A 23,314-nucleotide genomic window follows, 5' to 3' on the forward strand; every position below is an offset into this window, starting at 1 on the left:
GTGAGCCTCCGTCCCGCCCCGGCGCGATGACCCGACAAGGAGCCCCGTATGCCCCGTATGCTCGCCCGCAAGGATCCGTCCGCCTTCAAGACCCTGCCGCTGCTGGTGGAGGCCTCCCCGGACGGGCTGGTCTACCAGGCCCTCGGCCTGCCGCTGAACTTCCAGCAGATGCTCGTACGCCGCCGCCGCATGGAGGTAGCCGACCCGCAGCGCTTCGTCGCCGAGCTGGCCAACCTGGGGGTCTCGGTGCGCTTGACCCTGAACTGGCAGGGCCGCGACTACTGGGTGCTGGTCCGTCAGCGCCGGCTGGACCGCGGCGATACCGTGCTCAAGCTGATCTCCGGCTACGTACCGGCCCACGAACTGAACCTGCCGCTGCTCACGGCGATCCAGGAAGTCGCCGAGGAATGCCTGGTGGAGACCGCCGGCGGCTGGCTCGGCGGGCGCTTCGGCGACACCTGGCTGCCGACGCCCTACCAGGGTTCGCTGCGCTACCGGGAGAACAGCCACTTCGTCCTCACCCCGCTGTCCGGCGCCGCCCGTCCGGTGCAAGCCGGCAGCCTGCGCTTGCTGGAGCGCCCACGCGCCTACGTACACCTGCCCACGGCCTCGCTGCAACTGGTCTACGACATGCGCCTGGAGCTGCCGCGCGATGCGCGCGAGCCGAGCCTCTACCATGTCGACGAGCGGCTCGAGAGCGGTCCGCTGGTGGCGCGCCTGGACCGTCGGCGCCCCGATCTCTACCTGCTGCCGCTGGACCAGGGGCGCCCCACCGGCGACCTGTTCACCCTGCGCAAGGGCCAGTTGCGCCCTGCGGCCACCCGCGGCCTGTGGTTGGCCGAGAGCTTTGCCGTACAGGACGGCTGGCTGGTGCATGAGGAACGCATCCGTTTCCGCGACTGGCTGGCACTGTGGCCATCCAGCAACGGCGACCAGGCCGGCGGTGGGCGCGACCGCGCCAGCGCCTGAACCGGGCGGGCTTTGCCGCCCTTTCTACTTCAACTGGCTGGAAGACTTGCCGAGCAGGCGGCGAGCGACGATGAGCAGCTGGATCTGCTGGGTGCCCTCGAAGATGTCGAGGATCTTCGAGTCCCGCGCCCACTTCTCCAACAGCTCATCCTCGGCGTAGCCGAGGGCGCCAGCCAGCTCCACGCACTTCAGGGTGATCTCGTTGGCCACCCGTCCAGCCTTGGCCTTGGCGATGGACGCTTCCTTCGAGTTGGGCAGCTTGTTGTCGGCCATCCATGCCGCCTTCAAGGTCAACAGGCGCGCTGCCTCCCACTCCGCCTCCAGGCGATAGAGAGTGGCCTCGGCGTGGCTGACGGTGAGCAGCGGTTTCCTGTAGTCGAACTTGCAGCCAGCCTTCTTCAGCAATTCGCGGGTCCGGTCCAGCGCCGCCTTGGCCACCCCGACGGCCATGCCGGCCACCAGCGGGCGGGTATTGTCGAAGGTCTCCATGACCCCGGCGAAACCCTTCTGCACGTCGACCTCGGCGTTGCCCAGCAGGTTCGCGGCCGGCACCCGGCAATCATTGAAACTGATCGAAGCGGTATCCGAAGCCTTGATCCCGAGCTTCTTCTCCAGGCGCGTCACGGTCATCCCCGGCGTGCCCTTCTCGACCACGAAGGACTTGATCGCCGCCCGCCCCAGGTTGCGGTTCAGGGTGGCCCAGACCACCACGGCATCGGCCCGCTCGCCGGAAGTGACGAAAATCTTCTCGCCGTTCAGTACATAGTGGTCGCCATCCTGGGTCGCGGTGGTGCGAATCGCCGCCGAGTCCGAGCCGCAGCCCGGCTCGGTGATCGCCATCGCCGCCCAGGTGCCGCCGAACCGCTGCAACTGCTCCTCGTTGGCCACCGCGGCGATCGCCGCGTTGCCCAGCCCCTGGCGCGGCATGGCCAGGAGCAGGCCGACGTCGCCCCAGCACAGTTCCATCACGCCGAGCAATGCCGACAGGTTGCCGCCGTTCTTGATGCCCTCCTCTACCTGCTTGCCGGCGCGCTTGCTCGCCGAGGTCGCGCCGACAGCCTCGGGCGAGCCGCTGTTCATGCCGTCCAGCAAGGCCGCGAGCAGGTCCAGCTCCTTCGGATAGGCGTGTTCGGCCTTGTCGTACTTGCGCGAGATCGGCCGGAAATAGTTTTCCGCGACCTGATGCGCCTGGTTAGCCAGGCTGCGGAATTTCTTCGGGGTTTCCAGGTACATGTCGATTCCTCGTTCACTCGTCGCGGCGGACCGCGCACTCGCTGGGGTTCACAGGTGCAGGCCGCCGGCCATCAGCGCTACCGCGCGCAGGTCGCGGTACCAGCGCTCGGCCGGATGCTCCTTGGTGAAGCCGTGGCCGCCGAGCAGTTGCACGGCGTCGGTGCCGATCTTCATCGCCTTCTCGGCGCACAGCAGACGCGCCAGGTAAGCCTCGCGCTGGAACGGCTGGCCGCGCTCGGCCAGGGCGCAGGCGCGCCAGACCATCAGGCGCATGGCGTCCAGTTCGATGGCGATGTCGGCGACCATGAAGGCGACCCCCTGGCGATGGCTGATCGGCTCGCCGAAGGCCTCGCGCTCGTTGCAGTAGGCGATCACGTAGTCCAGCGCCGCCTGCCCGGTGCCCAGCGCCAGGGCACACCAGGCCAGGGCCGCGTGATCGAGGAAGGCCCGGTAGTCGAAATGCTCGGCGGCCAGGCGGTTGTCCGCCGGCACCTTGACGCTCTTCAGGCGCAACCGGGCGGTGCCGCCGGCCTTCAGTCCCATCGCCGGCTCGGCACGTCGCTCGACGCCCTTGGCGGAGGCTTCCACCAGGAACAACGCAGGCCCCTCGTCGGTCTTCGCCGCGACGATCAGGCGGCTGGCCTCCAGGCCGCGCAGGACCAGGCATTTCTCTCCGGAAAGCAGGTAGTGACTGCCCTTGCGCCGGGCGCGGGTCGCCAGTTTCTGCGGGTCGAACAGCAGACTCGGCTCGTTGACCGCGATGGCGGTGAGCGGCGCCCCCTCTTCGCTGACGAACGCCGGCAGCCACTGCGCCTGCTGCGAGGGGCTGCCCCAGCGGCGGATGCAGTTGGCCGCCGACAACGGCACCAGCAGGGCCGCCGCCAGCGACAGATCGCCCTTGGCCAGGGCCTCGGCGATAAGGGCAGTGGTCACCGTGGTGCGCTCACCGGCCATGCCGCCGTGCACCTCGCCGACCCCATAGTGGGTCAGGCCCAGCTCCAGCGCCTGGTTGAGCAGTTCCGCCGCCAGGCTGGCCTCGGCATCCGCGTCATGAGCCCGCGGACGCAACACCTCCAGGGCGAAGCCTTCGAGCATGTCCACCAGCATCTGCTGGTCGTCGGAGAACGACAGGTCGAACAACCCGTCCGGATCGGCCTTGCGCGGTCCCTTCGCTTGCTTCGCCGAACGCTCGCTGGCCAGGCGGAAGCCGGTACGGCTGCCGCTGTAGAGCAGCTTCTCGAAGGGTTTGCGAAGATTGAAGCGATCCGGCCAGTCGGCCTGGGCGACACGGTTCAGTACAGCCAGGGCACGGCCCTGTACATCGGTGCTCATGGGCATCTTGCTCCACGCAGGATGGGATGCCCGGATCATGCGCCGCCGCATGGGCAGCGCCTATGACCGTCTCGCCGAAGGGAGTTGTCAGACCAGCCAGTCATCCGCCAGGGGCGACCGGCCGGGGAAAGGCTCAGCCTTTCTGGCGGATCTTCTCGACGATGGCGGTGGTGGAGCTGTTCTCCACCAGGCCGAGCACCCGTACCTCGCCGCCGTAAGCCTTGACGATCTGCGCGCCGACCACCTGCTCGACGCCGTAATCGCCGCCCTTGACCAGCACGTCCGGACGCACCTGCTCGAGCAGGCGCTCGGGAGTGTCTTCGGCGAAGCTCACCACCCAGTCCACCGCGCCGAGCCCGGCGAGTACCGCCATGCGCCGGTCCACCGAGTTGATCGGCCGGCCAACGCCCTTCAGGCGAGTGACCGAGGCGTCGTCGTTGACCCCGACGATCAGGCGGTCGCCCTGGGCGCGCGCCTGTTCGAGGTAGGTCACGTGGCCGGCGTGAAGGATGTCGAAGCAGCCATTGGTGAAGACGATCTTCTCGCCGTGGGCGCGGGCGTCTTCGATTGCCAGCAGCAGTTGCTCCAGGCCCAGCACGCCACGCTCGGAACCCTGCTCGCGCTGCACCGCGCGACGCAGTTCGGGCGCGCTGATCGCCGCGGTACCCAGCTTGCCGACCACGATGCCGGCGGCCAGGTTGGCCAGGCCCACCGCGGACGGCAGCTCCTCGCCGGCGGCAAGCGCCGCGGCCAGGGTGGAGATGACCGTATCGCCGGCACCGGTGACGTCGAACACTTCCCGCGCCCGCGCCGGCAGGTGCAGGGCCGGCTGGCCATGGCGGAGCAGGGTCATGCCATGCTCGCCGCGGGTCACCAGCAAGGCGCCGAGGTCGAGTTCGCTCATCAGCGCCTGGCCCTTGGCGACCAGTTCGGCTTCGTCGGCGCAACGGCCGACGATGGTCTCGAATTCGGACAGGTTCGGGGTGATCAGGCTGGCGCCGCGATAGATGGCGAAGTCCTTGCCCTTGGGATCGGCCAGTACCGGAATGTTGCGCGCCCGTGCCGCCTGGATCAGCACCTGGTGGTTCTGTAGCGCGCCCTTGCCGTAGTCGGACAGCACCAGCACCTTGACCTTGGCCAGCAGCGACTCGACGTCCACGGCCAGGGCCGCCGCGTCGGTGCGGAACGGTTCCTCGAAGTCGACACGCAGCAGTTGCTGGTGACGACTCATGACCCGCAGCTTGACGATGGTCGGCTGGCTATCGATGCGCTGGAAGCGCGCGTCCACTCCAGCGGCCTTGAGGCTGTTGGCCAGGCTGTCGGCGGCCTCGTCGCGGCCGGTGACGCCGACCAGCAAGGCCTGTGCGCCCAGCGCGGCGATGTTCAGCGCGACGTTGGCGGCGCCGCCGGGGCGGTCCTCGTGCTGTTCGACGCGGACCACCGGCACCGGGGCCTCCGGCGAAATGCGCGAAGTCGCGCCATGCCAGTAGCGGTCAAGCATCACATCACCGACCACCAACACCGGGGCCTGGTCGAAACGGGGCATGGACAACTTCATGGGAACTCCAAACAACCTCTCGGGGCAGACGCCCAGTTTATCAGCCGACAGGCGCCGGCGCCTGCTCATCCAGTCCCATCGCGTGCAGCCGCGCATAGTGGCCGTTCTGCGCCAGCAGCTCGGCGTGGCTGCCGCGCTCGACGATCTGCCCCTGGTCCATCACCAGGATCAGGTCGGCCTTCTCGATGGTCGACAGGCGGTGGGCGATCACCAGGGTGGTGCGCCCTTTCATCACTTCGTCCAGCGCCGCCTGGATATGCCGCTCCGACTCGGTGTCCAGCGCCGAGGTCGCCTCGTCGAGGATCAGCAGGGGCGCGTCCTTGAGCAGCGCCCGGGCGATCGCCAGACGCTGGCGCTGGCCGCCGGAAAGCAGCACGCCATTCTCGCCGACCTCGGTGTCGAAGCCTTGCGGCAGGTTGTCGATGAATTCCTTGGCGTTGGCAGCCTTCGCCGCCCGCTCGATTTCCTCGCGCGGCGCGCCAGCCAGGTCGCCGTAGGCGATGTTGTTGGCCACGCTGTCGTTGAACAGCGTGACCTGCTGGGTCACCAGGGCGATGTGGCGGCGCAGGTTACGCAGGCGATAATCCTCGACCTCAACGCCATCAAGCATGATCTTGCCGTCATTGTGCTGATAAAAGCGCGGAACCAGGTTGGCCAGGGTCGACTTGCCGCTACCGGAACGGCCGACCAGGGCGATCATCTGCCCGGGTTCGGCGACGAAACTGATGTCATCCAGCACCTGCTTGTCGGTTCCGGGATAACGGAAGCTCAGGTTGCGTACTTCCAGGCGCCCGCTGACCCGCTCCTTCTCGACGCTCCCCTGGTCTTCCTCCGCCGCTTCGTCGAGCTGCTCGAAGATGCTCTCGGCGCCGGCGACGCCGCGCTGGACCGTGGAACTGACCTCGGAAAGCTGGCGGATCGGTTTGGGCAAAAGGCCCGCCGCGGTGATATAGGCCACCAGGTCGCCGGCCGAGGCGTCCCCGCGCAGCCACAGCACGAGGAACATCAGTATCGCCATGGCGACGTAGATCACCAATTGCAGCATCGGCGTGTAGACCGCGCCGGTCTTGGTCATCCGCAACTGCTTGTCGGTATTGCTCTGGCTGGCGTCGTGGAAGCGCTTCTCTTCATAGGCTTCGCCGCCGAAGCTGCGCACCACCCGGTAGCCCTGGATAGTTTCCGAGGCGACGTGGGTGACGTCGCCCATGGCCACCTGGATCTTCTTGCTCTGCTTGCGGAACTTGCGGCTGGCAGTAGTCACCATCACCGCGATGACCGGCAGGATCGCCAGCATCACCAGGGTCAGCTTCCAGTTCATCCACAGCAGGTAGAGGAACAGGAAGACCACGGTCAGGCCTTCACGGATCACCACCTTGATGGCATCCGTGGCCGCTCCGGTAACCATGGTCACGTTGAAGGTGATGCGCGAGATCAGGTGGCCGGAGCTGTGCGTGTCGAAATAGCGGTTCGGCAGCACCAGCAGCTTGTTGAACAGGGCGACCCGCAGGTCATGCACCAGCCCCAGGGAAACCTTGGCCAGGAAGAAGTTGCCGAGGAACGAGCCCAGCCCCTGCCAGGCAGCGATCAGGATGATCAGCAACGGCACCGCGTAGACCAGGTGCAGGTCGCGCAACCAGGGCCACTGCACATTCGGAAACAATGCCGCGTCAGGATTGGAGAGGCCGTCGACGAAATACTTGAGGATGCCCGCCAGCATCGGCTGGGTCGACGCGAAGATCAGGAAACCGACGATGCTGAGTAGGAACATTCCGATGTAGGGCTTCACGTAGCCCAACAGGCGGAAATAGATCTTGAGACTGGAAGGTCCGGGATTCTGAGGACTATCGCTCATGGTTTCTTACATGCTGAAAAGGTCCCGGAGTGTAGCACAGGACCTCCATCACTCTGCCTGGAAGGCGTGTTGGGGTAAGATGGCGGGCCGTTCGTTCAGGAGCTCGCATGCGAGTCATAGACTACCCCTCCTACTTGCAGTTGCGTGACAACGCAGAAGTGCTGGAAGCCGATGGTCATGGGGACAAGGTACTGCGTCTGCGCGACGGGTCCTTCCTCAAGCTGTTTCGCCGCAAGCGCCTGATTTCCTCCGCAGCCCTGTTCCCCTATGCGGAGCGCTTCGCCCGCAATGCCAGCGAACTGGCGCGGCGCGGCATCGTCTGCCCGAAGGTGCTGGACGTACTGCGGATCCCACATATCCAGCGCGACGCGGTGCACTACGAGCCGCTACCGGGGCAGACCCTCCGCCAACTCGACCGCAACGACCCGGAGTGCGGCGATACAGTCCGGACGCAACTGGGCGAGCTGATCGCCGCGCTGCACGCCAAGGGGGTGTACTTCCGCTCGCTGCACCTGGGCAACGTGGTGCGCACGCCGGAAGGCCGGATGGGCCTGATCGACATCGCCGACCTGCGGGTCCAGCGCTCGGCGCTCAGCGCCGCCCAACGCATTCGCAACTTCAAGCACCTGCTGCGCTACGAACAGGATCGAACCTGGTTCCTCGACGACAGCGAGCACCTGGTGCTCAAGGCCTATCTCCGCAGCAGCCAGGTCCACTGGACACTCGAGCAGCTCCTCAAGCAACTGCAACTGGATTGAGCAAGGAATGTTCGCAGCTACCCGACTGACCCGTCTTCGCCACGATACCAGCCACATCCTCAGCCACTGGATCCTGCCGCTGGGCTGGCTGGCCCTGCTCACCGGAATGTTCTGGGTCGGCGACCGCTCCGACTATCACCGGCTTTTCTACATCCTGCTTGCAGCCCCGACGCTGCTTTTCGTGATTATCCAGCCGCAACTGTTACGTCCACTGACCCGCTCGCCGCTGCTCATCGCCATTCTGGCCTTCAGCGCTTACATGATGCTCAGCCTGCTCTGGTCAACGCCGGAAAACTCGGCGGGTTCGCTGTTCAAACGGCCGCTGTACATCGTTCTACTGCTCTTCTGTGTGGGGATACTGGCGCTACAGGCACCCGAACGCCTACGCAACATTACTTGGCTGGCGGCACTGGGAGCAGTTTTCGCCGCCGCGGTCACGGTGGTCCACTACCACCTCCAGACACATCCTGCATGGATGCGCTTGTCCGGATACGGGGCTCTCTACAACCCACTGCTGAGTGCCCATGTATATGGCGCATTCACTGTGGTCTGGCTGGTTTACTGGATGCAATCACGCCATCTTCTTGCGCCACTGCCGCTGCTGTCCTTGGCGATACTATGCTGCCTGTTGCTGTCGACCGGCTCACGCACCCCATTGATCGCAATCACCGCCTGCCTGGGCTGGCTGTTGATCGCCGGCAATCAGAAAAAGACCCTGATCGTCATAGGGTTGGCAGCGCTGGGCATGATCGTGGCTTATATCTTCAATCCAGAGCTGCTCACCCAGCGTGGCGTCTCCTTCCGCCCGGAAATCTGGAGCGAATCCCTGCGCCAGATCGGCGAGCACCCCTGGCTTGGCCATGGCTACGATCACCCGATGCGGATCAAGCTGGCCAACGGCATGCTGCTGGCCGATCCGCACAACATCGAGTTGGGCGTGCTGTTCGCCGGCGGGATCGTCGGCCTGCTGCTATGGTCTGCGATCTACGCCCTGGCCTTCATCTTCGCCTGGAAGAACCGTCGCGACCCCATGGTGCTGCTGGCGTCTACCTGGCTGGTCTTCGGACTGGCTTCCGGCCTCACGGAAGGCAACGCGTTCATGTCCCGCCCCAAGGAGCACTGGTTCCTGATCTGGATTCCATTGGCCCTGCTGTACGCCCTGTGGGTGCAGAAAAGCGCCCGCGACAAAAACGAAACCGCCTCCTGAGGAGGCGGTCCGGGTTCATCCGAGCTAGGAGAAAAACAGCCGCGCAATGCCGCGGAAGGTCTTCTCGTTCCAGTACTTCAGCGGCAAGCCGGAGAGCAGCTCCCGGGCCAGCACCTTGTCCCGGTTCGAGCACTTGAGGAACATCGAATTGCGGAAGCGCATGATCACCTGCTCGTAATCGGGGTGATCGCTGAACTGGCTGTACGTCTTGAATACGTTGTCCACCATGAAACGGGCGTTCTTGTACGTATTGGTGGGATGCTTGCGGTACTGGGCGAGGACCTCGCCAAGAATGTCGATGACGTAGCCAGCCTTGGTCACCGCCAGTTCGATATAGACATCTTCCAGGCGTATGTCCGGATCGAAACCGCCGACCTTCTCCAGGGCTTCCCGGCGGAACATCAGGGTGGGCGCCATCGGGCCCGGCTTGCGGTCCAGGAACAGGTCATCGAAGTCGAGGCGGCGGAAAGGCAGGTCGCGTTTGCGCTGCTCCTTACCCGGCATGACCCGGCCATTGGAGTCGATGATCTCGATATTGCCCGCGCAGATACCTACCTCGGGCTTGTCCCACATGTGTGCCACCTGTTTCTCCAGGCGTTGCGGCAACATGATGTCGTCCGAACCGAAAGGCACGATGAGATTTCCCCGGGCCCTGGCGATCGCCTCGTTGAGCGTTTTCGACAGTCCCTGGTTCTGCTGGACCCTGAGGTCGAAGCCGTACTTCGCCTGGAGCCCGCGCAAAAGCTCGACGCTGCCATCGCTGGAACCATCGTCCACCACCAGCAGTTCCACGTTGCGGTATGTCTGCGCAGCCACGCTGGCGATGCTCGCTTCTATATACTTTTCGTGGTTATAGGAAGCGATGATCACGGAAACCAATGGCTGCGAACCATCATCGACGAGCGCCATAGCTACAACCTTACCTGTCCTTCACGTCCTCATTCAAAGCGCCAGACATGCATGAGCGATCCTGCGATCTTCATCGGTCCTACACCTCCCCCCAGCCCGGAAAAACAAGCTGAACAATAGCAAACACGCCTGAAGCCCCAGCTCTTTTCGGCTGCTACTCTCAGGTAAAAATACGTCGCCAGGTCTTCTCCAGCCATCCGGGACGCTCCGGCTCGCGCAACGCGGGCCGCATGGCCTCGACGATACTCTGACCGACAGCGGCGAAGCTGAATCGTTCGATGGCCAGCGCCTGGCCGCTTCGCGCGATCCGCTCGGCGAGGGCCGTATCGAGGCGCAGGATCGCGAGCTTTTCCTGGATGTCCGCCACCGAGCGATACAGCACGATATTCTCCATGTCCCGGAAACCCAAGGCCTCGTTTTCCCGCTCGCCCTGGTCGTAGGCCAGCAGTACGCAACCGCAGGCCATCGCCTCGAAATTCTTGATCATGTATTCGCCCATGCCGACATCCGCGCTGACGAAGAAACGGATGCGGTTGAGCGTACGCAGGTACTCCTCGCCGGACTTGGTCTTGGTCACCAGCAGGTTCTCCACTCCGCCCAACTCGTCGAGCAGCGCCTTGCGTCCACTGTAGGCCACGCTGCCGGTACTGCCGACGAAGCCCAGCTCGATATCGCGCGCCAGGCCGAGGTCATGCAACAGGGTCTGGTCGTAGCCCTTGGGCACGAATACCGCGTCGAATCCCTCCTGGCGCAGGCGTTCGCTGACCGTATGGCCCGAACTGATCACCCGTGCCCAGGGCAGGCGCCGGTAATGGGCGCTGAACTTGCCGGTGTACTTGCAGGGAATGTAGTTCTGGTAGGCATCGTGCTCGAGGATCACCAGGTTGGGCACGCTGCGGATGAAACGGACCTGGCGCATTTCCTTCTTGAAGCGGAGGAAGAACAGGATGCGGTCGTAGCGCGAGACATCCACGTGCTTGCGGAAGTAGCCGCGCAGGTCGGCCTGCTCCTCGCTGCTCAGCCAGCGAGTATCGCACTCGCAGTGGGCGGCGATGCCGTCGTACAGGCGATCCAGGATCGCGCGCTGCTCTTTCTGGACCAGAAACAGAACTTTCATCAGACCTTCATCCTCGCGGCTGCTCCGAAGCAGCATGGCGGCTCGAACCTTGCCGAACGCTCGACCCAAGCATCACGCCTCCCCATCCAGCGACTCCACCCAGAACAACTCGTGCCGACGCACCGCCTTGCGCATGAACTCGTCCTCGCCGTATGCCGGCCAGCGACGACCGGCGAGCCAGCCCTGCAGACGGCGGCGCAGACGGCGCTTGAACGGCGGCCTGGGTTGCAGGTCGTGCATCATGCCCAAGGCCATGGCCTTGTCCACTTGGCGCGTGCGCTCCAGCGCCAGCGTCCATGGCAGCAACGGCGAGCATTCTTCGGTCAGCGGCGGCAGGCTGACCCCCATGTGCGCATCGCCCATCGGCCAGCGATCGTTGTCGTGCAGGTGATTGGCATAGTGCAACAATGCCTGCGGCTGCCAGTCCAGACCCTGGAGCGCCTCGCGCACGGCCTCCTGGGCGCGGACATGGTCCGGGTGCGGATCGAAATGCGGATGAGGCAGGACGATGACCTCGGGACGTGCCAGCAGGATCAGCTCGCGGAGATCGGCCAGCAGATTGTTCCAGGTCGACAGGCCGTCGGCATCGCTGGCCAGGCGCAGGCGGTTGAACTGGCGGAACGGACGGATATCGGCGAGATCGGCCTCACGGGACGGCACCACCTCGCCCGGGTTCGCCTGCATGGCAGGCAATTGCAGGCAGAAATAACCCAGTTGCACGCAGCGCTCGGCCGGCACCCCACCCCACGCCGGCACGGCCTGGCTATCCCAGGCGCGCAGGCGGCCCTTCAGGCGCGCCGCAGCTATTCCGTCGAGGCCCATGCGGCGGTAATGCTCGGTTTCGATCTCGCCGGCGGTCAGGGTCACGATCCAGGCCTCGCGTGCCTGGCTGTAGAGGCCGAAGGCGGCCAGCTCGGCGTCGTCGGCATGCGGAGCGATGACCATCACCCGCCGGTCACGGTAGTCGGGATGGCGCGCACGCCACAGGGTCGGTTCGCCGACCAACCGGCAATGCCGGCCGCGCAGGCGAATCCGGCCCTCGCCCAGCGGCCCGGCCAGTCCCGTCAGGTTCAGGTAGCGCAAGCCGTTCACCCCACGTTCGAAAGCCTGGGCATCGGCCTCCGCGCCACCTTCCAGCAGTACCGAGGGTTCGAGGAAACGCCCCAGCCAGCCAGCGCGCACGCCGATGCCAAGCACCAGCGTATCGCCTTCGCGCAGCTCGCCGTCGACTCGCAGACGGCCATCCGCCAGGCGTACCGGCAGCGACTCGACCCCTTCCGCGAAACGGTAGCGGTAGTCCTCGCCCGGCGAATAGAACAGGTGATCGGCGAACCAGGCTTCGTGGGCGACCCACAGGGCCACGAGGAGGATCGGCAACAACCAGGGGCTGACCAGCAGACCGACGGCCAGCAATGCCAGCAGCGCAACCAGTAGGCCGATCCGCTTGTTGCGTCGATGACGCTTGAGCAACTGCTGCTTGCGTGCGCTCATGCTTCAGACCTGGAAGACCGGAGAAGGATGGCACCAGCGATCCTTGTATTCGCGGTCGGCGCGACCGAACGAATAGCGCAGGGGTTTGCCCAGCGCTCGCGCATCCTCCCAGGCGGCCTGGGTGTTCAGGTAACTGAGCACGCTGCCAGGGCTGAACTCGCGGGTCTGCGGATCGACGCCGCCGTTGATGTACTCGACGCTGAGCCAGCCCGGCGCTTCGGCGCGATACAGTACCTGGACCGCGATGGGCTGGTCGTTGAGCAGCAGGACCGAGCCGCGCAGCAATTCGCGCAGCCGCTCGAAGACCTCGGCCATGCGCTCCGCGCCGGTGGCCGGGAAACCCCAGCGACGCTGGAACAGTTCGAGATAGATGGCGGCGAACTCGGCCGGGGCGAAGCTGTCTGCCTGGCGCACCTGGCCACCGGCCTCCTCCACCAGGCGCACTTCGCGCCGCTGGTTGTAGCGGAACTTCTTGGAGAAATCCTCGGGGGCGCGAGCGAAAGCCAGTTGCTCGGCCTGCGGGCGCAGCGTGACGATGTTCCGCTCATGCAGCACCGACAGGTAGCGTCCCCCATGGCGGAGGGCGATGCGGGCATCGCCAGCCACCGGCAGGATCAGTTCGGCGTTGCCCAGGTCGTACAGGCCCTTCTTGCCGCGCCGCTTGAGCACGTCCTTGGACAACGCCAGGTGGCGGCCCCAGGTCGGGATCGCCGCAACCAGTTCGCCAGCGCTCTCCCAACCCAGGTAACGCACCGGGATTCCAGCCATTTCGGCGAGCTGCTCGACCACCAGCGGGTGGGTCGCGACGCTGCCGCCGAAACGCTGCCAGGCCTGGGCGTAGGTCAGCGCATCCACTTCGCGCCAACCGCGTTCGCGGAAGGCGCGCAACCTGTTCAGCATGCAGACTCCGAAGCGAAGCCGGCAATCGTCGGCAGGCGCCAGAATTCGCGGCGCACCGCGGCGTCGGAGAAGCGTGTCTCCAGGCGCTCGAGCATGAGCCGCGCACAGGCCTCGCGCTGGCGGCGGTCGAGCGCTGCCAGGTGGGTCAGACCCTCGGCCAGGGCCGTCTCGTCGCCCAGCGGGAAGAGGATGCCGACCCCCTCCACCACTTCGCGGGCGCCGCCACAGGCGGTGGCGATCAGCGGTACGCCGGCGACCATGGCCTCCAGCAGGACCATGCCGAACGGCTCGTGGTCGGAACTCAGGGCGAAGGCGTCGAACGCCTTGAAGTAGCGCCGTGCCTCTTCGACCTGGCCGAGGAACAGCACGCGCTCGCCGATGCCCAGTTCGCAGGCCAGGTCCTTGAGCTGCTCTTCCAGGCGGCCGCTGCCGAGGATCGCCAGCAGGCTGTTCTGTGGCAGGCGCGGCAGCGCGGCGGCGAAGCCGCGCAGCAGAGTAGCCTGGTCCTTGTCCGGATGCAGGCGGCCAACGTTGCCGACCACCCAGGCCTCGTCGGGCAGGCGCAGTTGCCGGCGCGCACTCAGGCGCTCGACCTGCTCGGCCTGCAGCGCAGCGACGTCGATGCGGTTGTAGAGCGTCTCGACCCGCTCCGCCGGCCACTTCGGCAGGCAACGGCGGATATCGTCGCGCACCGCGTCGGACACCGCCAGCAGGCTCAGGCGCTTGCTCATCAGGCCGGCGAAGACCTTGCGCGACAACCGCTGGTAATCGCCGAAGGCGTGGTGCACGCCAACGATCGGCAGACGAGTGGCCAGGCTGGCGATCCAGATCGGCTTGAAGCGGTGCGCGATGCAGAAGCGGAAGTCGCGCGAACGGGCGATCTCGCGCAAGTCGCGGATCGCCTTCAGCTTGAGGCCACGGATGTCCCTGGAGCCGTACTCGAGGAACAGTACCTCGTCGGAGGCGCAACGCGCCGCCACCTCAGGATCGGAACGCCCGGTGAGGAACACCGTGGTGACCTTGTACGGGGTTCCGGCGAACAGGCTGGCGTACTGACGGGCACAGTCGAGGAAAGGCCCGTCGTAGCCGTGACAGAACTGCAGGACGCGAGGTTCAGCCGACCGAGTCATACCAGTCCACGCCCTCCTTCACGACCAGGATGTCCTCCATGATCAGGTACTGCAGATCGGAGCCGAAGAACATGTTCAGAGCGTCGGTCGGCGAGCAGATCATCGGTTCGCCACGACGATTGAGCGAAGTGTTCAGGGCCACGCCGTTGCCGGTGAGGTTCTCCAGTTCCTTCATCAGGTCGTAGTAGCGCGGGTTGTACTCGCGCTTCAGCACCTGGGCGCGGGAGGTGCCGTCCTCGTGCACCACTTCCGGCACTCGCTCCTTCCACTCTTCGTTGACTTCGAAGGTGAAGGTCATGAACGGGGCCGGGTGGTCGATCTTGAACATCTGCGGGCCGACGGTATCCAGCATCGACGGGCAGAAGGGTCGCCAGCGCTCGCGGAACTTGATCTGCGCATTGATCCGGTCGGCCACGCCCGGCACGCTCGGGCAGCCGAGAATGGAGCGGCCACCGAGGGCACGCGGACCGAACTCCATGCGTCCCTGGAACCAGGCCACCGGGTTGCCGTCGGCAAGGATCCTGCCGATACGCCGGCTGCGGTTGTCGATCTTCTGCCACTGCGGCCTGGCCTCGTGACGGGCGCAGGCGGCGATGACGTCCTCGTTGGAATACTCCGGGCCGAGGTAGACGTGCTCCATCTTCTCCACCGGCACGCCGCGCTGGTGCGACACGTAGGCCGCCGCGCCGACCGCGGTGCCGGCGTCGCTGGCCGCCGGCTGGACGAACAACTCCTTCACTTCGGGGCGGGAGATGATCTTCTGGTTGAGCTTGACGTTCAGCGCGCAGCCGCCGGCGAAAGCGACCTTGCCGGTCTCGCGGATGATATCGCCGAGGTAGTAGTCCATCATCTCCAGCGCGAGCTTCTCGAACAGCGCCTGGATGCTCGCGGCGTAATGGATGTAGGGATCGTCGGCGATATCGCCTTCGCGCTTGGGCCCCAGCCACTCGATCAGCTTGGGCGAGAAGTAGTAGCCCTTGCCTTTCTCCTTGTAGCGGCGGAAGCCGATGACGTTGGCATAGTCGGTGTTGATCACCAGTTCGCCGTTCTCGAACTTGGCGAGACGGGAGAAATCGTACTTGCTGGCGTCACCGTAGGGCGCCATGCCCATGACCTTGAACTCGCCGTCGAGCATGTCGAAGCCGAGGTACTCGGTGATCGCGCCGTACAGGCCGCCCAGCGAATCCGGATCGTAGAACTCCTTGATCTTGTGGATCCGACCGTTCTCGCCCCAGCCGAAGAAAGTGGTGGCGTACTCGCCCTTGCCGTCGATGCCGAGGATCGCGGTCTTTTCCTTGAACCCCGAGCAATGGTAGGCGCTGGAGGCGTGGGCAAGGTGGTGCTCGACCGGCTGGATCTTGATTTTCTTCAGGTCGAAGCCGAGTTGTTGCAGGCACCACTCGATGCGCTTGTAGTAACGCTTGTAGCGGCGGTTGCCGAGCAGGATCGCATCCAGCGCGCGATCCGGCGCGTAGGCGTAGCGCTTGGCGTAGTGCCAGCGGGCCTTTTCCATGATGCTGATGGGAGCGAAGGGAATCGCCACCACGTCGACATCGGCCGGCTCGATCCCTGCCTGCTCCAGGCAGAACTTCGCCGATTCGTAGGGCATGCGGTTCTTCGCGTGCTTGTCGCGCACGAAGCGCTCTTCCTCGACGGCCGCGACCAGCTTGCCGTCGATGTACAGGGCGGCGGACGGGTCATGGCTTACGGCGCCAGACAGGCCTAGGACGGTCAATGCCACGGTAGAACCTCTTCAAAGCAGCTCGCGGTTGCGGAGTGGGACCGACAACCGCGGCTTTCGTTTAACTCGTCGACCGCCGCAGGCGGTGGTCGTCGCTTGTCGTTCAAGCCCCGGCGGCGTCGCCGAGGCGGGGAATCCGTTGCTCCAGCAGCCGGTAGAGGCCGCTGTCCTGCGGCCAGTTGCGCAGGAAGCGCGCGCGGTCGCGGGCGTAGGCGCGGGCAAAGGACACCTGGCTGTGATGCTTGCGCATCGCGTCCAGGTCGATCAGCGCCCATTCGCCGCCTTGTTCATGGGCCTGCCAGAACAGGTTGTGTCCCTTCAGGTCGCCGTGGCTGATGCGTTCGCGGATCAGCGTCGAAAACAGCCGATCCAGTGCCGCCAACTCGGCTTCCGGTGGCGAAACGGCGCCATCGGGCATGTCCAGGCAAGGCTTAAAACGAGCGATTATATCCTGACCGCCGAGATAATCGGTAATCAGGTAGGCGCGCCCGCGCAGCCAGCACCAGCGCCGCTCCAGCATCGCCAGCGGACGGGCGGTGGCGATGCCGAGGAATTCCAGGCGGTTGCCTTCGCGCCAGGAGGCCCAGGCCCGGCTCGGCCGCCAGAAGCGCTTCAGCCAATGGACCCAGCCCTTGATGTTGTAGCGCTTGATGATCAGCGTGCGGCCGTTCGCTTCGACCCGGGCGACGGTGGCCGCGCCGCCGTCCTTGTAGACGTGGCCGGCGGCGATCAGGCGGTCCGCGTCCGCCAGCAGGGGCGCCATCGTCTCGGCCTCGCTGCGGCGGGCGGCGAACAGGCGGAACGGACCGCGCACGACGCTGAACAGGCTACAGTCGCGACCGACCTTCCTCAGCAGGTCGCGCACCCGCCAGCGGCGAACCTTGGCGATTTCCTTCTGCAAGGCTTCGAGCGGCAGCGCATGCTCGCCGTTGGCCAGCAGGTAATGCACCAGCAACTCCTCCAGGAAAGGATCGAGGAGCGCCGGCAACTGGGCGAAGAACACCCCGAGGTTTTCCAGCACTTTCTGTCGCGACAGCGGCTGGCCGGGAGTTTCCGCACGCACGCCGCCACCGTCGATGAGATACAGGCGGCCGGCGTGGCGCAACAGGTTGCCCAGGTGCAGGTCGTCCTGCCAGAGGCCCTTTGCATGCAGCTCGCCAATGGCTGCCAGGGCTTCGCCGAGCACCGCTTGCTGGGCATCGCCCAGCGGCGCCTGTGCCTCCACCGCACGCCAGGCGTCACCGAGGCTCTGCGCCGCGTCGAGGTAGTCGAACAGCAACCAGCCGCCCTCGCCCTCCTGCAGCCCGTCGGCCAGCAGCGCCGGGGTGGTCAGCCCCTGGGCCGCGAGCAGACGCGCCCCTTCCAGTTCGCGCTGGAAATGCCGTGCGGCCTTGCCGCCCACCAGCAGCTTGGCCAGCACCTTGCGCCCACGCCATTCGCCGGCACCGACGTAGCGCTGCCCGGGCAGCACCCGCAGCAGACTGTCCAGGCGCAATTCGGCAGCGCCAGCGCCATCCGCCAGGGTCACCCGCAATGGCAGTTGCGGGTGGCGCCCGGCGGCTTGCAGTTCGGCCAGTCTCATCGGCGCGACTCCTTGCGCCGACGGCGCTGGTCGAGAAGGCGATACCACTGCTCGACCTCGGCCGAGTCGAGGGGTTCGTCGACATAGGCGGAGATGAATTCGTGCACGTCCGCTTCGCTCCAGTCCGGGGCGCGGCGCAGCATCGGCTCCAGGTCCTTGACCTGGTCGCGGCGGCCGAACCAGATCGGGCGGGTCTTCTCCAGGTCGATCAGGCAGGCCTCGAAGACACCATCGGCCCCCTCGCGGAGGAATACATGCTTGGGATAGAAGCAACCATGCATCTGTCCGGCCGCGTGCAGCTGGCGCGCCAGCCTGCCAACCGCCCGGAGAATCGCCCGGCGCCGCTCTTCGGCCAGGTCGTGCCAGGACGCCAGCCAGGTGTCCAGGTCCTGCCAACCGTCCAGGGCACGGGTCAGGAGGATCGCCTGGCGCTCTCCGCCGACCGCCTGCTGGGCGAAGAACGCCGCCTGCAGGGCGGGAATGCCCAGCGCCCGGTAGCGCTCGATGTTGCGGAACTCGCGGGCGAAGGTCGGCTCGCCCAGCGGATGGCGCAGGCTGCGGGTCAGGTGGTTGCTCTGGCGCTTCAGGTAGTAGGCGGAGTCGCCCAGGTCGAGGCGGTAGACGCTGCTCCAGCCACCCCGCTCGGTATTCGGTTCGTCCACGGCGTCCAGCTGCAAGGCCCACAGGGCGTCGAAGCTGTCCAGACGGTTGCGCTGGAGCAGGTCGTGGTCCTGCGCGGCGATGAAAACGCTCATTCGCGCCCCTCGAAGAAAGCCACCACCTGGCGAATACGCTTCTTGTCGGATTCGTTCAGGTGCCGGCGACGGCGATATTGCAGGTAGAAGCGCAGGCGCTGGGTGCGCGACAGGTGGTACTTGGCCACCTTGTCCAGGCAGGCCAGGTCCTTGGTGATCCGGTAGCGCAGCATGAAGCTCCACCAGAACGCGCCGTTCGGGCAGTCGATGAAATACACCAGCGGCTGGTCGTCCACCAGCAGGTTGCGCCACTTCAGGTCGTTGTGGGTGAAATGCTGGTCGTGCATCAGGCGCGTAGCCTTGGCGATCTGCCGGCTGACGCCGTCCACCCAGCGCGGGTCCTTCAGGCGCGGATCCCGGTTGCAGGCGAGCACCGACAAGTCCTCGGTGCCCGGCAGCTCGCGGGTGATCATGGCGCCGCGCTGGAAGGCGCCGGCCTTGCGCTCCAGCCCCCAGGCGACCACTTCGGCGGTGGGAATGCCCCACTTCTCGAAGCGCTTGAGGTTCTGCCACTCGGCCTTGATCCGCGGTCGCGCCAGGTAGCGGCGCAGGCCCTTGCCGGCGCTGCGGTAGCGCTTGACGTAGTAACGCACGCCGTCGCGCTCGATGCGGATGACCTCGGACAACGGGTCGCGGGTCAGGCGCTCGCCCTCCAGGGCGAACACGCTATCGAGGCTACCGAAGTCGGCGGCCAGGTGACGGTAATCGGGCTCGAGGGTCCACCCCGCCATCAGAGCAGGTCTCCGTAACGCTGCTTGCGTTCGTAGAGTTTTTCCGCCTTGCGTTCCATCCAGGCCAGCAGGCCGGCCTCGTCGCGCAGTATCTCGCGCAACGGCCGGCGGAAATAGGTGCGCAGGAAGCGTAGCTTGTCGCGACGCGTCAGTCCGATGTCCAGCGCAGAGAAATACAATGCCGCCAGATCCTTGTTACGCCAGCGTTTCGGCGTGGCGTCGCGGGTCTGGGCACGGTGCAGGTCGATCACCGAGAGGCGGAAATCGTCCGCGCTCACCGGCTTGTCGGTGTGCAACAGGAAATGACAGATGTAGCAGTCGCGATGGTTGACTCCGGCACGGTGCATGTCGCCGACCATCCGCGCCACCGCCTCGACCAGCGCGCGCTTGAGCCGCGGCGGTGGAGGACGTTCGCGCCAGTCCTGGGAGAACACCTCGAGGTCCACGGTCGGCGCCAGTTCCTCGGTGACGATGAAGGAATGCTGCCGCGCCGGATCGCTGCCGCGCTCGCCGTAGGCGACCGCGGTCATGGTCGCTACGCCGGCCTCGTGCAGGCGCCGGATGGCCTGCCACTCCTGGCGCGCGCCGAGCACCGGGAGCTTGGCGGTGAGCAGGTTCTTGGCGATCTCGCCCCAGCCGATGCCACGGTGGATCTTGACGAAGTAGCCGCGCCCGTCGACCTCGGTGCGCAGGGTGCGGCGCCCCTCCAGTTCGCGGTAGACCTTGCCTTGCAGCGCCTCCACCGCCTCGAACGGATCGCGCCCGCTCCACAGGCGCTTGAACGGCTCTTCCAGCACCAGCCTCATGAGGCCTCCTCGAGGATCAGGTCGGCGGCGCGCTGCGGCATGCTGTAGAGGTCGGCGTGATCGGCGTAGGCCAGGCCATTGCGCGACCAGGCGGCGCGCGCCGGAGCGTTCTCCAGCATTTCCGCGAGCAGGCGGTTGAGACTGTCCTGCTCGAACGGACTCGGCAGCACCCGCCCGGCGTCGGCCTCGGCGATGTAGTGGGCATAGCCACAGACATCGGTCACCAACACCGGCAGGCCGGAGACCAGCGCCTCCAGCAGCACCGTACCGGTGTTCTCGTTGTAGGCTGGGTGGATCAGCAGGTCGGCGCCGAGCAGGAAGCGCGGGATATCGCTGCGCCCCTTGAGGATCTGTACCTGGTCGTTGAGACCGAGGGCGGCGATCTGTAGCAGGAACGGCTTGGGATCGTCCTGGCCGATGGCGATCAGCCGGGTACGCCTGCGCAACGCCTTGGGCAGCGCGGCCAGCGCCTTCAGGCTGCGATCCAGGCCCTTGGTCTTGAAGCCGGAACCGATCTGCACCAGCAGCAGGTCGTCCTCCTCCAGGCCGAACTCGCGGCGGAATTCCGCACGCACGTCCGCGGCGTTGGCCGGCGCCCGGCGATCCTGGCTGATCCCCGGCGGCAGCAGATGGAAACGCTCGGCCTGGGTGCCGTAGTGCTTGACGAAGAGCGGCTGCTGCACCTCGGAGATCATCAGGATCTCGGTCTTCGAGGCCGGGTCGAACACTGCCCGTTCGTAGCCGGCGAAGTGGCGGTAGCGGCCCCACTGGCGGTACAGCGGGTTGCGCAAGGTCTGGGCCTTTTCCTCGAAACAGGCGTCGGCGGCGTAGTAGACATCCAGTCCGGGCATCTTGTTGAAGCCGATCACCCGCTGCACCGGGCGCCTGGCCAGGTCGGCGCGGACCCACGCGGTGAACTTCTCGTTGCGCCGGTGGTTGAAGATCGAGCGCACCGGGGCCACCAGCACTTCGAAGCCGTCCGGCACGTCGCCCTCCCAGATCAGCGTATAGACGCGGATGTCGTGCCCGCGCCGCTGGCATTCCAGGGCGATGCGCATGAAGTCACGCTGCAGGCCGCCGAAGGGGAAGTATTTGTAGAGGATGAACGCCAGGGTCATCGGAGGGTCTCCGGGGCCAGCAGCATGGCCTCCAGCTGGGTGGCCACGCGCTGGGGATTCAGCCGGGTGAAGCACAGCGGCTGCTCACGCTTGAGATCGAACAGTTTGCGATCCTCTTCGGTCGGCTGGTAGGTACAGGTCTTCTTCAGGCACGGCGCACAGGGGAAGTCGCTGCCCAGGTGGACCTGGGAGCGCCCGTAGGCGCCGGTGAAGCCAGGATTGGTCGGGCCGAACAGCGACAGCGTCGGCACGTCCAGCGCCGCCGCCAGGTGACCGAGGCCGGTATCCACCGCCACGCAGGCGCGCGCGCCGGCAAGCACCTTGGCCATGCCGGCCAGGGATAATCTGGGGAGTACCGCGGCATTTTCCAACCCCGCCGCCAGGCGCCCGGCCCGCTCCCGCTCGGCGGCGCTGCCCCAGGGCAGGCGCACCGACCAGCCGCGCTCGCACATGCGCTCGGCCAGTTCGCGCCAGTAGGCTTCCGGCCAATGCTTGGTGACCCAGGTAGTACCGTGCAGGAACACCAGGTACGGCGCTCCAGGGTCGGCGTCGGCCAACTGCTCGCGGTCCAGGCCATAGTCACCGACCGACTCGGGCAACGGGTAGTCCAGCGCCTGGGCGAACAACTGGCGCGTGCGCTCCACCGCATGCTGTCCCCAGGCGACCGGATAGGCACGGCGATAGAAGCGGCTGGCGAGCGGCTCGCGCGCCGAATCGCGATCGAGACCGGCGACCGGCGTCTTGCCCACGTAGCGGGTCAGCCAGGCACTCTTCAGCAGCCCCTGGGCGTCGATCACCAGGTCATAGTCGACTTCCTTCAGGCGCTGCTTGAAGCGCCGCCATTCGCCGTTGCGCAGGGTCTGCCAGAGGTTCTTGCGCCAGCGCCGGATCGCCACCGGGATCACCCGCGCCACCGCCGGATGCCAGGCGGGAATCTCGGCGAAACCTTCCTCCACCACCCAGTCGAACTGGATGCCGGGAATCGCCCGGGCGGCGTCGGTAAGCGCCGGCAGGGTGTGGATCACGTCGCCGAGGGACGAGGTCTTGACCAGCAGTACCCTCATCCGGCGACCTCGGCAGGGTCGCCGACCAGCCGCTCCAGGGCTTGCAATACCAGGCCAGGCGGCAGCTCGCGGAGGCAATTGTAGTGGCCGAAGCGACAGGTGCGCTCGAAGCACGGGCTGCACTCGAGACCGAGGCGGACGATCTCCACCCGGTCCGCCAGCGGCGGGGTGAACTGCGGCGAGGTGGAGCCATAGACGCCCACCAGCGGGCGATCCAGCGCGGCCGCCACGTGCATCAGGCCGGAATCGTTGGACACCACCGCGCCAGCGCAGGACATCAGGTCGATGGCCTCGGCCAGCGAAGTCTCCCCGGCAAGATTGAAGGACTCCTCGCGCAACCCCGGAATCAGGCGCTGGCGAATCTCCTCTCCACCGGGATGGTCGTTCTTCGAGCCGAACAGCCAGACCTGCCAGCCGGCACGGATCTTCGCCTCGGCGACCGCGGCGTAGTGTTCCGCCGGCCAGCGCTTGGCCTCGCCGAACTCGGCGCCGGGACAGAGCGCCAGCACCGGGCGGTCCAGGCTCAGGGCGAACTTGTCGAGCGCCGCCTGGCGGCTGCCGTCGTCGATCCGCAGGCGCGGCTGCGGATAGGGCTTCGGCAACTCCACGCCCGGCTCGAAGGCCAGGGCCATGAAGCGTTCGATCATCAGCGGATAGCGCTGCTTGTCGAGCTTGCGGATGTCATTGAGCAGCCCGTAGCGCATCTCGCCGCGCCAGCCGGTGCGCTTCGGTATTCCGGCGAACCAGGGCACCAGCGCCGACTTCAGCGAGTTGGGCAGCAGGATCGCCTGCTCGTACTGACCGCGCAGGCCGCGTCCGATCCGGCGCCGGGTGGCGACGTCCATCACCCCGTGGCCGAGCGGGAAGCTCAGGGCCTGGCGCACCTCGGGCATGCGCTCGAGGATCGGTCGGCTCCATTCGGGCGCCAGCACGTCGATCACGCACTCGGGATGCCGCTGGCGCAGACACTGGAACAGGGTCTGCGCCATCACCATGTCCCCCACCCAGGAGGGACCTACGATCAGAATTCTCATTCAGGCTCCGGAAATGATCAGGGAGGC

20 protein-coding genes are annotated in these 23,314 nt (G+C 66.2%); 3 read left to right on the top strand and 17 right to left on the bottom strand.

What is annotated here, in order from left to right:
* Window positions 1–48: 48 nt before the first annotated feature.
* Window positions 49–969 (top strand): hypothetical protein, encoded by a 921-nt coding sequence (locus VQ067_RS27350; RefSeq protein ID WP_003114542.1) that lies wholly within the window; start codon window positions 49–51, stop codon window positions 967–969.
* A gap of 24 nt (window positions 970–993) precedes the next feature.
* On the opposite strand, the gene VQ067_RS27355 is transcribed toward VQ067_RS27350, so the two are convergent.
* The 4 genes from VQ067_RS27355 to msbA form a co-directional block, all read right to left on the bottom strand.
* Window positions 994–2,202: an acyl-CoA dehydrogenase family protein gene (locus tag VQ067_RS27355; protein ID WP_003095742.1), complete on the bottom strand. Its 1,209-nt coding sequence runs from the start codon at window positions 2,200–2,202 to the stop codon at window positions 994–996.
* A gap of 48 nt (window positions 2,203–2,250) precedes the next feature.
* Window positions 2,251–3,540 (bottom strand): acyl-CoA dehydrogenase family protein, encoded by a 1,290-nt coding sequence (locus VQ067_RS27360; protein WP_074241111.1) that lies wholly within the window; start codon window positions 3,538–3,540, stop codon window positions 2,251–2,253.
* A gap of 127 nt (window positions 3,541–3,667) precedes the next feature.
* A complete protein-coding gene (hldE, locus tag VQ067_RS27365) occupies window positions 3,668–5,092 on the bottom strand; it encodes a bifunctional D-glycero-beta-D-manno-heptose-7-phosphate kinase/D-glycero-beta-D-manno-heptose 1-phosphate adenylyltransferase HldE (protein WP_003095747.1) in 1,425 nt (474 codons plus the stop codon).
* 40 nt (window positions 5,093–5,132) lie between these two features.
* Window positions 5,133–6,944: a lipid A export permease/ATP-binding protein MsbA gene (gene msbA / locus VQ067_RS27370; RefSeq protein WP_003095749.1), complete on the bottom strand. Its 1,812-nt coding sequence runs from the start codon at window positions 6,942–6,944 to the stop codon at window positions 5,133–5,135.
* A 107-nt stretch (window positions 6,945–7,051) separates the two neighbouring features.
* Between msbA and VQ067_RS27375 the strand changes: the two genes are divergently transcribed.
* Together VQ067_RS27375 and VQ067_RS27380 are read left to right on the top strand one after the other, a co-directional pair.
* Entirely contained in the window at window positions 7,052–7,702 is a 651-nt protein-coding gene (locus VQ067_RS27375) for a hypothetical protein (protein WP_003109893.1), read from the top strand.
* Between the two features lie 7 nt (window positions 7,703–7,709).
* Window positions 7,710–8,909: an O-antigen ligase family protein gene (locus tag VQ067_RS27380; protein WP_003109894.1), complete on the top strand. Its 1,200-nt coding sequence runs from the start codon at window positions 7,710–7,712 to the stop codon at window positions 8,907–8,909.
* Window positions 8,910–8,933: 24 nt separating this feature from the next.
* Here VQ067_RS27380 and wapR read toward each other — a convergent pair whose 3' ends face one another.
* The 13 genes from wapR to waaF form a co-directional block, all read right to left on the bottom strand.
* On the bottom strand, window positions 8,934–9,818 hold the full coding sequence (gene wapR / locus VQ067_RS27385) for an alpha-1,3-rhamnosyltransferase (protein ID WP_003095756.1): 885 nt from the start codon (window positions 9,816–9,818) through the stop codon (window positions 8,934–8,936).
* Window positions 9,819–9,978: 160 nt separating this feature from the next.
* Window positions 9,979–10,935, bottom strand: coding sequence for a glycosyltransferase family protein (locus VQ067_RS27390; RefSeq protein ID WP_003114548.1), 957 nt, complete (start codon window positions 10,933–10,935; stop codon window positions 9,979–9,981).
* Between the two features lie 72 nt (window positions 10,936–11,007).
* Window positions 11,008–12,426: a PIG-L deacetylase family protein gene (locus VQ067_RS27395; protein ID WP_033989924.1), complete on the bottom strand. Its 1,419-nt coding sequence runs from the start codon at window positions 12,424–12,426 to the stop codon at window positions 11,008–11,010.
* A gap of 3 nt (window positions 12,427–12,429) precedes the next feature.
* On the bottom strand, window positions 12,430–13,326 hold the full coding sequence (locus tag VQ067_RS27400; protein WP_023092698.1) for an antimicrobial resistance protein Mig-14: 897 nt from the start codon (window positions 13,324–13,326) through the stop codon (window positions 12,430–12,432).
* Window positions 13,320–14,456, bottom strand: coding sequence for a glycosyltransferase (locus tag VQ067_RS27405; protein ID WP_023096227.1), 1,137 nt, complete (start codon window positions 14,454–14,456; stop codon window positions 13,320–13,322). The genes VQ067_RS27400 and VQ067_RS27405 overlap by 7 nt, the downstream gene beginning before the upstream one ends.
* Window positions 14,440–16,197: a carbamoyltransferase family protein gene (locus VQ067_RS27410; protein WP_003095766.1), complete on the bottom strand. Its 1,758-nt coding sequence runs from the start codon at window positions 16,195–16,197 to the stop codon at window positions 14,440–14,442. The genes VQ067_RS27405 and VQ067_RS27410 overlap by 17 nt, the downstream gene beginning before the upstream one ends.
* 103 nt (window positions 16,198–16,300) lie before the next feature.
* The gene (locus VQ067_RS27415) at window positions 16,301–17,779 is read right to left on the bottom strand and encodes a lipopolysaccharide kinase InaA family protein (protein WP_023096228.1); all 1,479 of its coding nucleotides are present in this window, start codon (window positions 17,777–17,779) and stop codon (window positions 16,301–16,303) included.
* A complete protein-coding gene (locus tag VQ067_RS27420) occupies window positions 17,776–18,534 on the bottom strand; it encodes a lipopolysaccharide kinase InaA family protein (protein WP_003095770.1) in 759 nt (252 codons plus the stop codon). The genes VQ067_RS27415 and VQ067_RS27420 overlap by 4 nt, the downstream gene beginning before the upstream one ends.
* Window positions 18,531–19,265 carry a lipopolysaccharide kinase InaA family protein gene (locus VQ067_RS27425; RefSeq protein ID WP_003095773.1) on the bottom strand — a complete coding sequence of 245 codons (735 nt, stop codon included), beginning with the start codon at window positions 19,263–19,265 and terminating at the stop codon, window positions 18,531–18,533. The genes VQ067_RS27420 and VQ067_RS27425 overlap by 4 nt, the downstream gene beginning before the upstream one ends.
* Entirely contained in the window at window positions 19,265–20,071 is an 807-nt protein-coding gene (gene rfaP, locus VQ067_RS27430; RefSeq protein WP_003095775.1) for a lipopolysaccharide core heptose(I) kinase RfaP, read from the bottom strand. Before rfaP ends, VQ067_RS27425 begins: the two co-directional genes overlap by 1 nt.
* Window positions 20,068–21,189, bottom strand: a complete 1,122-nt coding sequence (locus tag VQ067_RS27435; RefSeq protein WP_003109903.1) for a glycosyltransferase family 4 protein — start codon at window positions 21,187–21,189, stop codon at window positions 20,068–20,070. Before VQ067_RS27435 ends, rfaP begins: the two co-directional genes overlap by 4 nt.
* Window positions 21,186–22,253, bottom strand: a complete 1,068-nt coding sequence (gene waaC, locus VQ067_RS27440) for a lipopolysaccharide heptosyltransferase I (RefSeq protein WP_003095779.1) — start codon at window positions 22,251–22,253, stop codon at window positions 21,186–21,188. Before waaC ends, VQ067_RS27435 begins: the two co-directional genes overlap by 4 nt.
* Window positions 22,250–23,287 carry a lipopolysaccharide heptosyltransferase II gene (gene waaF / locus VQ067_RS27445; RefSeq protein ID WP_003109905.1) on the bottom strand — a complete coding sequence of 346 codons (1,038 nt, stop codon included), beginning with the start codon at window positions 23,285–23,287 and terminating at the stop codon, window positions 22,250–22,252. The genes waaC and waaF overlap by 4 nt, the downstream gene beginning before the upstream one ends.
* Between the last annotated feature and the right edge of the window lie 27 nt (window positions 23,288–23,314).

Origin of the sequence: Pseudomonas sp. KBN12P06040, assembly GCF_037574965.1 — a bacterium.
Lineage (GTDB): Bacteria > Pseudomonadota > Gammaproteobacteria > Pseudomonadales > Pseudomonadaceae > Pseudomonas > Pseudomonas aeruginosa.

Excerpts from the sequence above, each read along its gene's own strand:
- VQ067_RS27350 (WP_003114542.1), top strand. The coding sequence starts at position 49 with ATGCCCCGTATGCTCGCCCGCAAGGATCCGTCCGCCTTCAAGACCCTG.
- VQ067_RS27355 (WP_003095742.1), bottom strand. The coding sequence starts at position 2,202 with ATGTACCTGGAAACCCCGAAGAAATTCCGCAGCCTGGCTAACCAGGCG.
- VQ067_RS27360 (WP_074241111.1), bottom strand. The coding sequence starts at position 3,540 with ATGCCCATGAGCACCGATGTACAGGGCCGTGCCCTGGCTGTACTGAAC.
- hldE (WP_003095747.1), bottom strand. The coding sequence starts at position 5,092 with ATGAAGTTGTCCATGCCCCGTTTCGACCAGGCCCCGGTGTTGGTGGTC.
- msbA (WP_003095749.1), bottom strand. The coding sequence starts at position 6,944 with ATGAGCGATAGTCCTCAGAATCCCGGACCTTCCAGTCTCAAGATCTAT.
- VQ067_RS27375 (WP_003109893.1), top strand. The coding sequence starts at position 7,052 with ATGCGAGTCATAGACTACCCCTCCTACTTGCAGTTGCGTGACAACGCA.
- VQ067_RS27380 (WP_003109894.1), top strand. The coding sequence starts at position 7,710 with ATGTTCGCAGCTACCCGACTGACCCGTCTTCGCCACGATACCAGCCAC.
- wapR (WP_003095756.1), bottom strand. The coding sequence starts at position 9,818 with ATGGCGCTCGTCGATGATGGTTCGCAGCCATTGGTTTCCGTGATCATC.
- VQ067_RS27390 (WP_003114548.1), bottom strand. The coding sequence starts at position 10,935 with ATGAAAGTTCTGTTTCTGGTCCAGAAAGAGCAGCGCGCGATCCTGGAT.
- VQ067_RS27395 (WP_033989924.1), bottom strand. The coding sequence starts at position 12,426 with ATGAGCGCACGCAAGCAGCAGTTGCTCAAGCGTCATCGACGCAACAAG.
- VQ067_RS27400 (WP_023092698.1), bottom strand. The coding sequence starts at position 13,326 with ATGCTGAACAGGTTGCGCGCCTTCCGCGAACGCGGTTGGCGCGAAGTG.
- VQ067_RS27405 (WP_023096227.1), bottom strand. The coding sequence starts at position 14,456 with ATGACTCGGTCGGCTGAACCTCGCGTCCTGCAGTTCTGTCACGGCTAC.
- VQ067_RS27415 (WP_023096228.1), bottom strand. The coding sequence starts at position 17,779 with ATGAGACTGGCCGAACTGCAAGCCGCCGGGCGCCACCCGCAACTGCCA.
- VQ067_RS27420 (WP_003095770.1), bottom strand. The coding sequence starts at position 18,534 with ATGAGCGTTTTCATCGCCGCGCAGGACCACGACCTGCTCCAGCGCAAC.
- VQ067_RS27425 (WP_003095773.1), bottom strand. The coding sequence starts at position 19,265 with ATGGCGGGGTGGACCCTCGAGCCCGATTACCGTCACCTGGCCGCCGAC.
- rfaP (WP_003095775.1), bottom strand. The coding sequence starts at position 20,071 with ATGAGGCTGGTGCTGGAAGAGCCGTTCAAGCGCCTGTGGAGCGGGCGC.
- VQ067_RS27435 (WP_003109903.1), bottom strand. The coding sequence starts at position 21,189 with ATGACCCTGGCGTTCATCCTCTACAAATACTTCCCCTTCGGCGGCCTG.
- waaC (WP_003095779.1), bottom strand. The coding sequence starts at position 22,253 with ATGAGGGTACTGCTGGTCAAGACCTCGTCCCTCGGCGACGTGATCCAC.
- waaF (WP_003109905.1), bottom strand. The coding sequence starts at position 23,287 with ATGAGAATTCTGATCGTAGGTCCCTCCTGGGTGGGGGACATGGTGATG.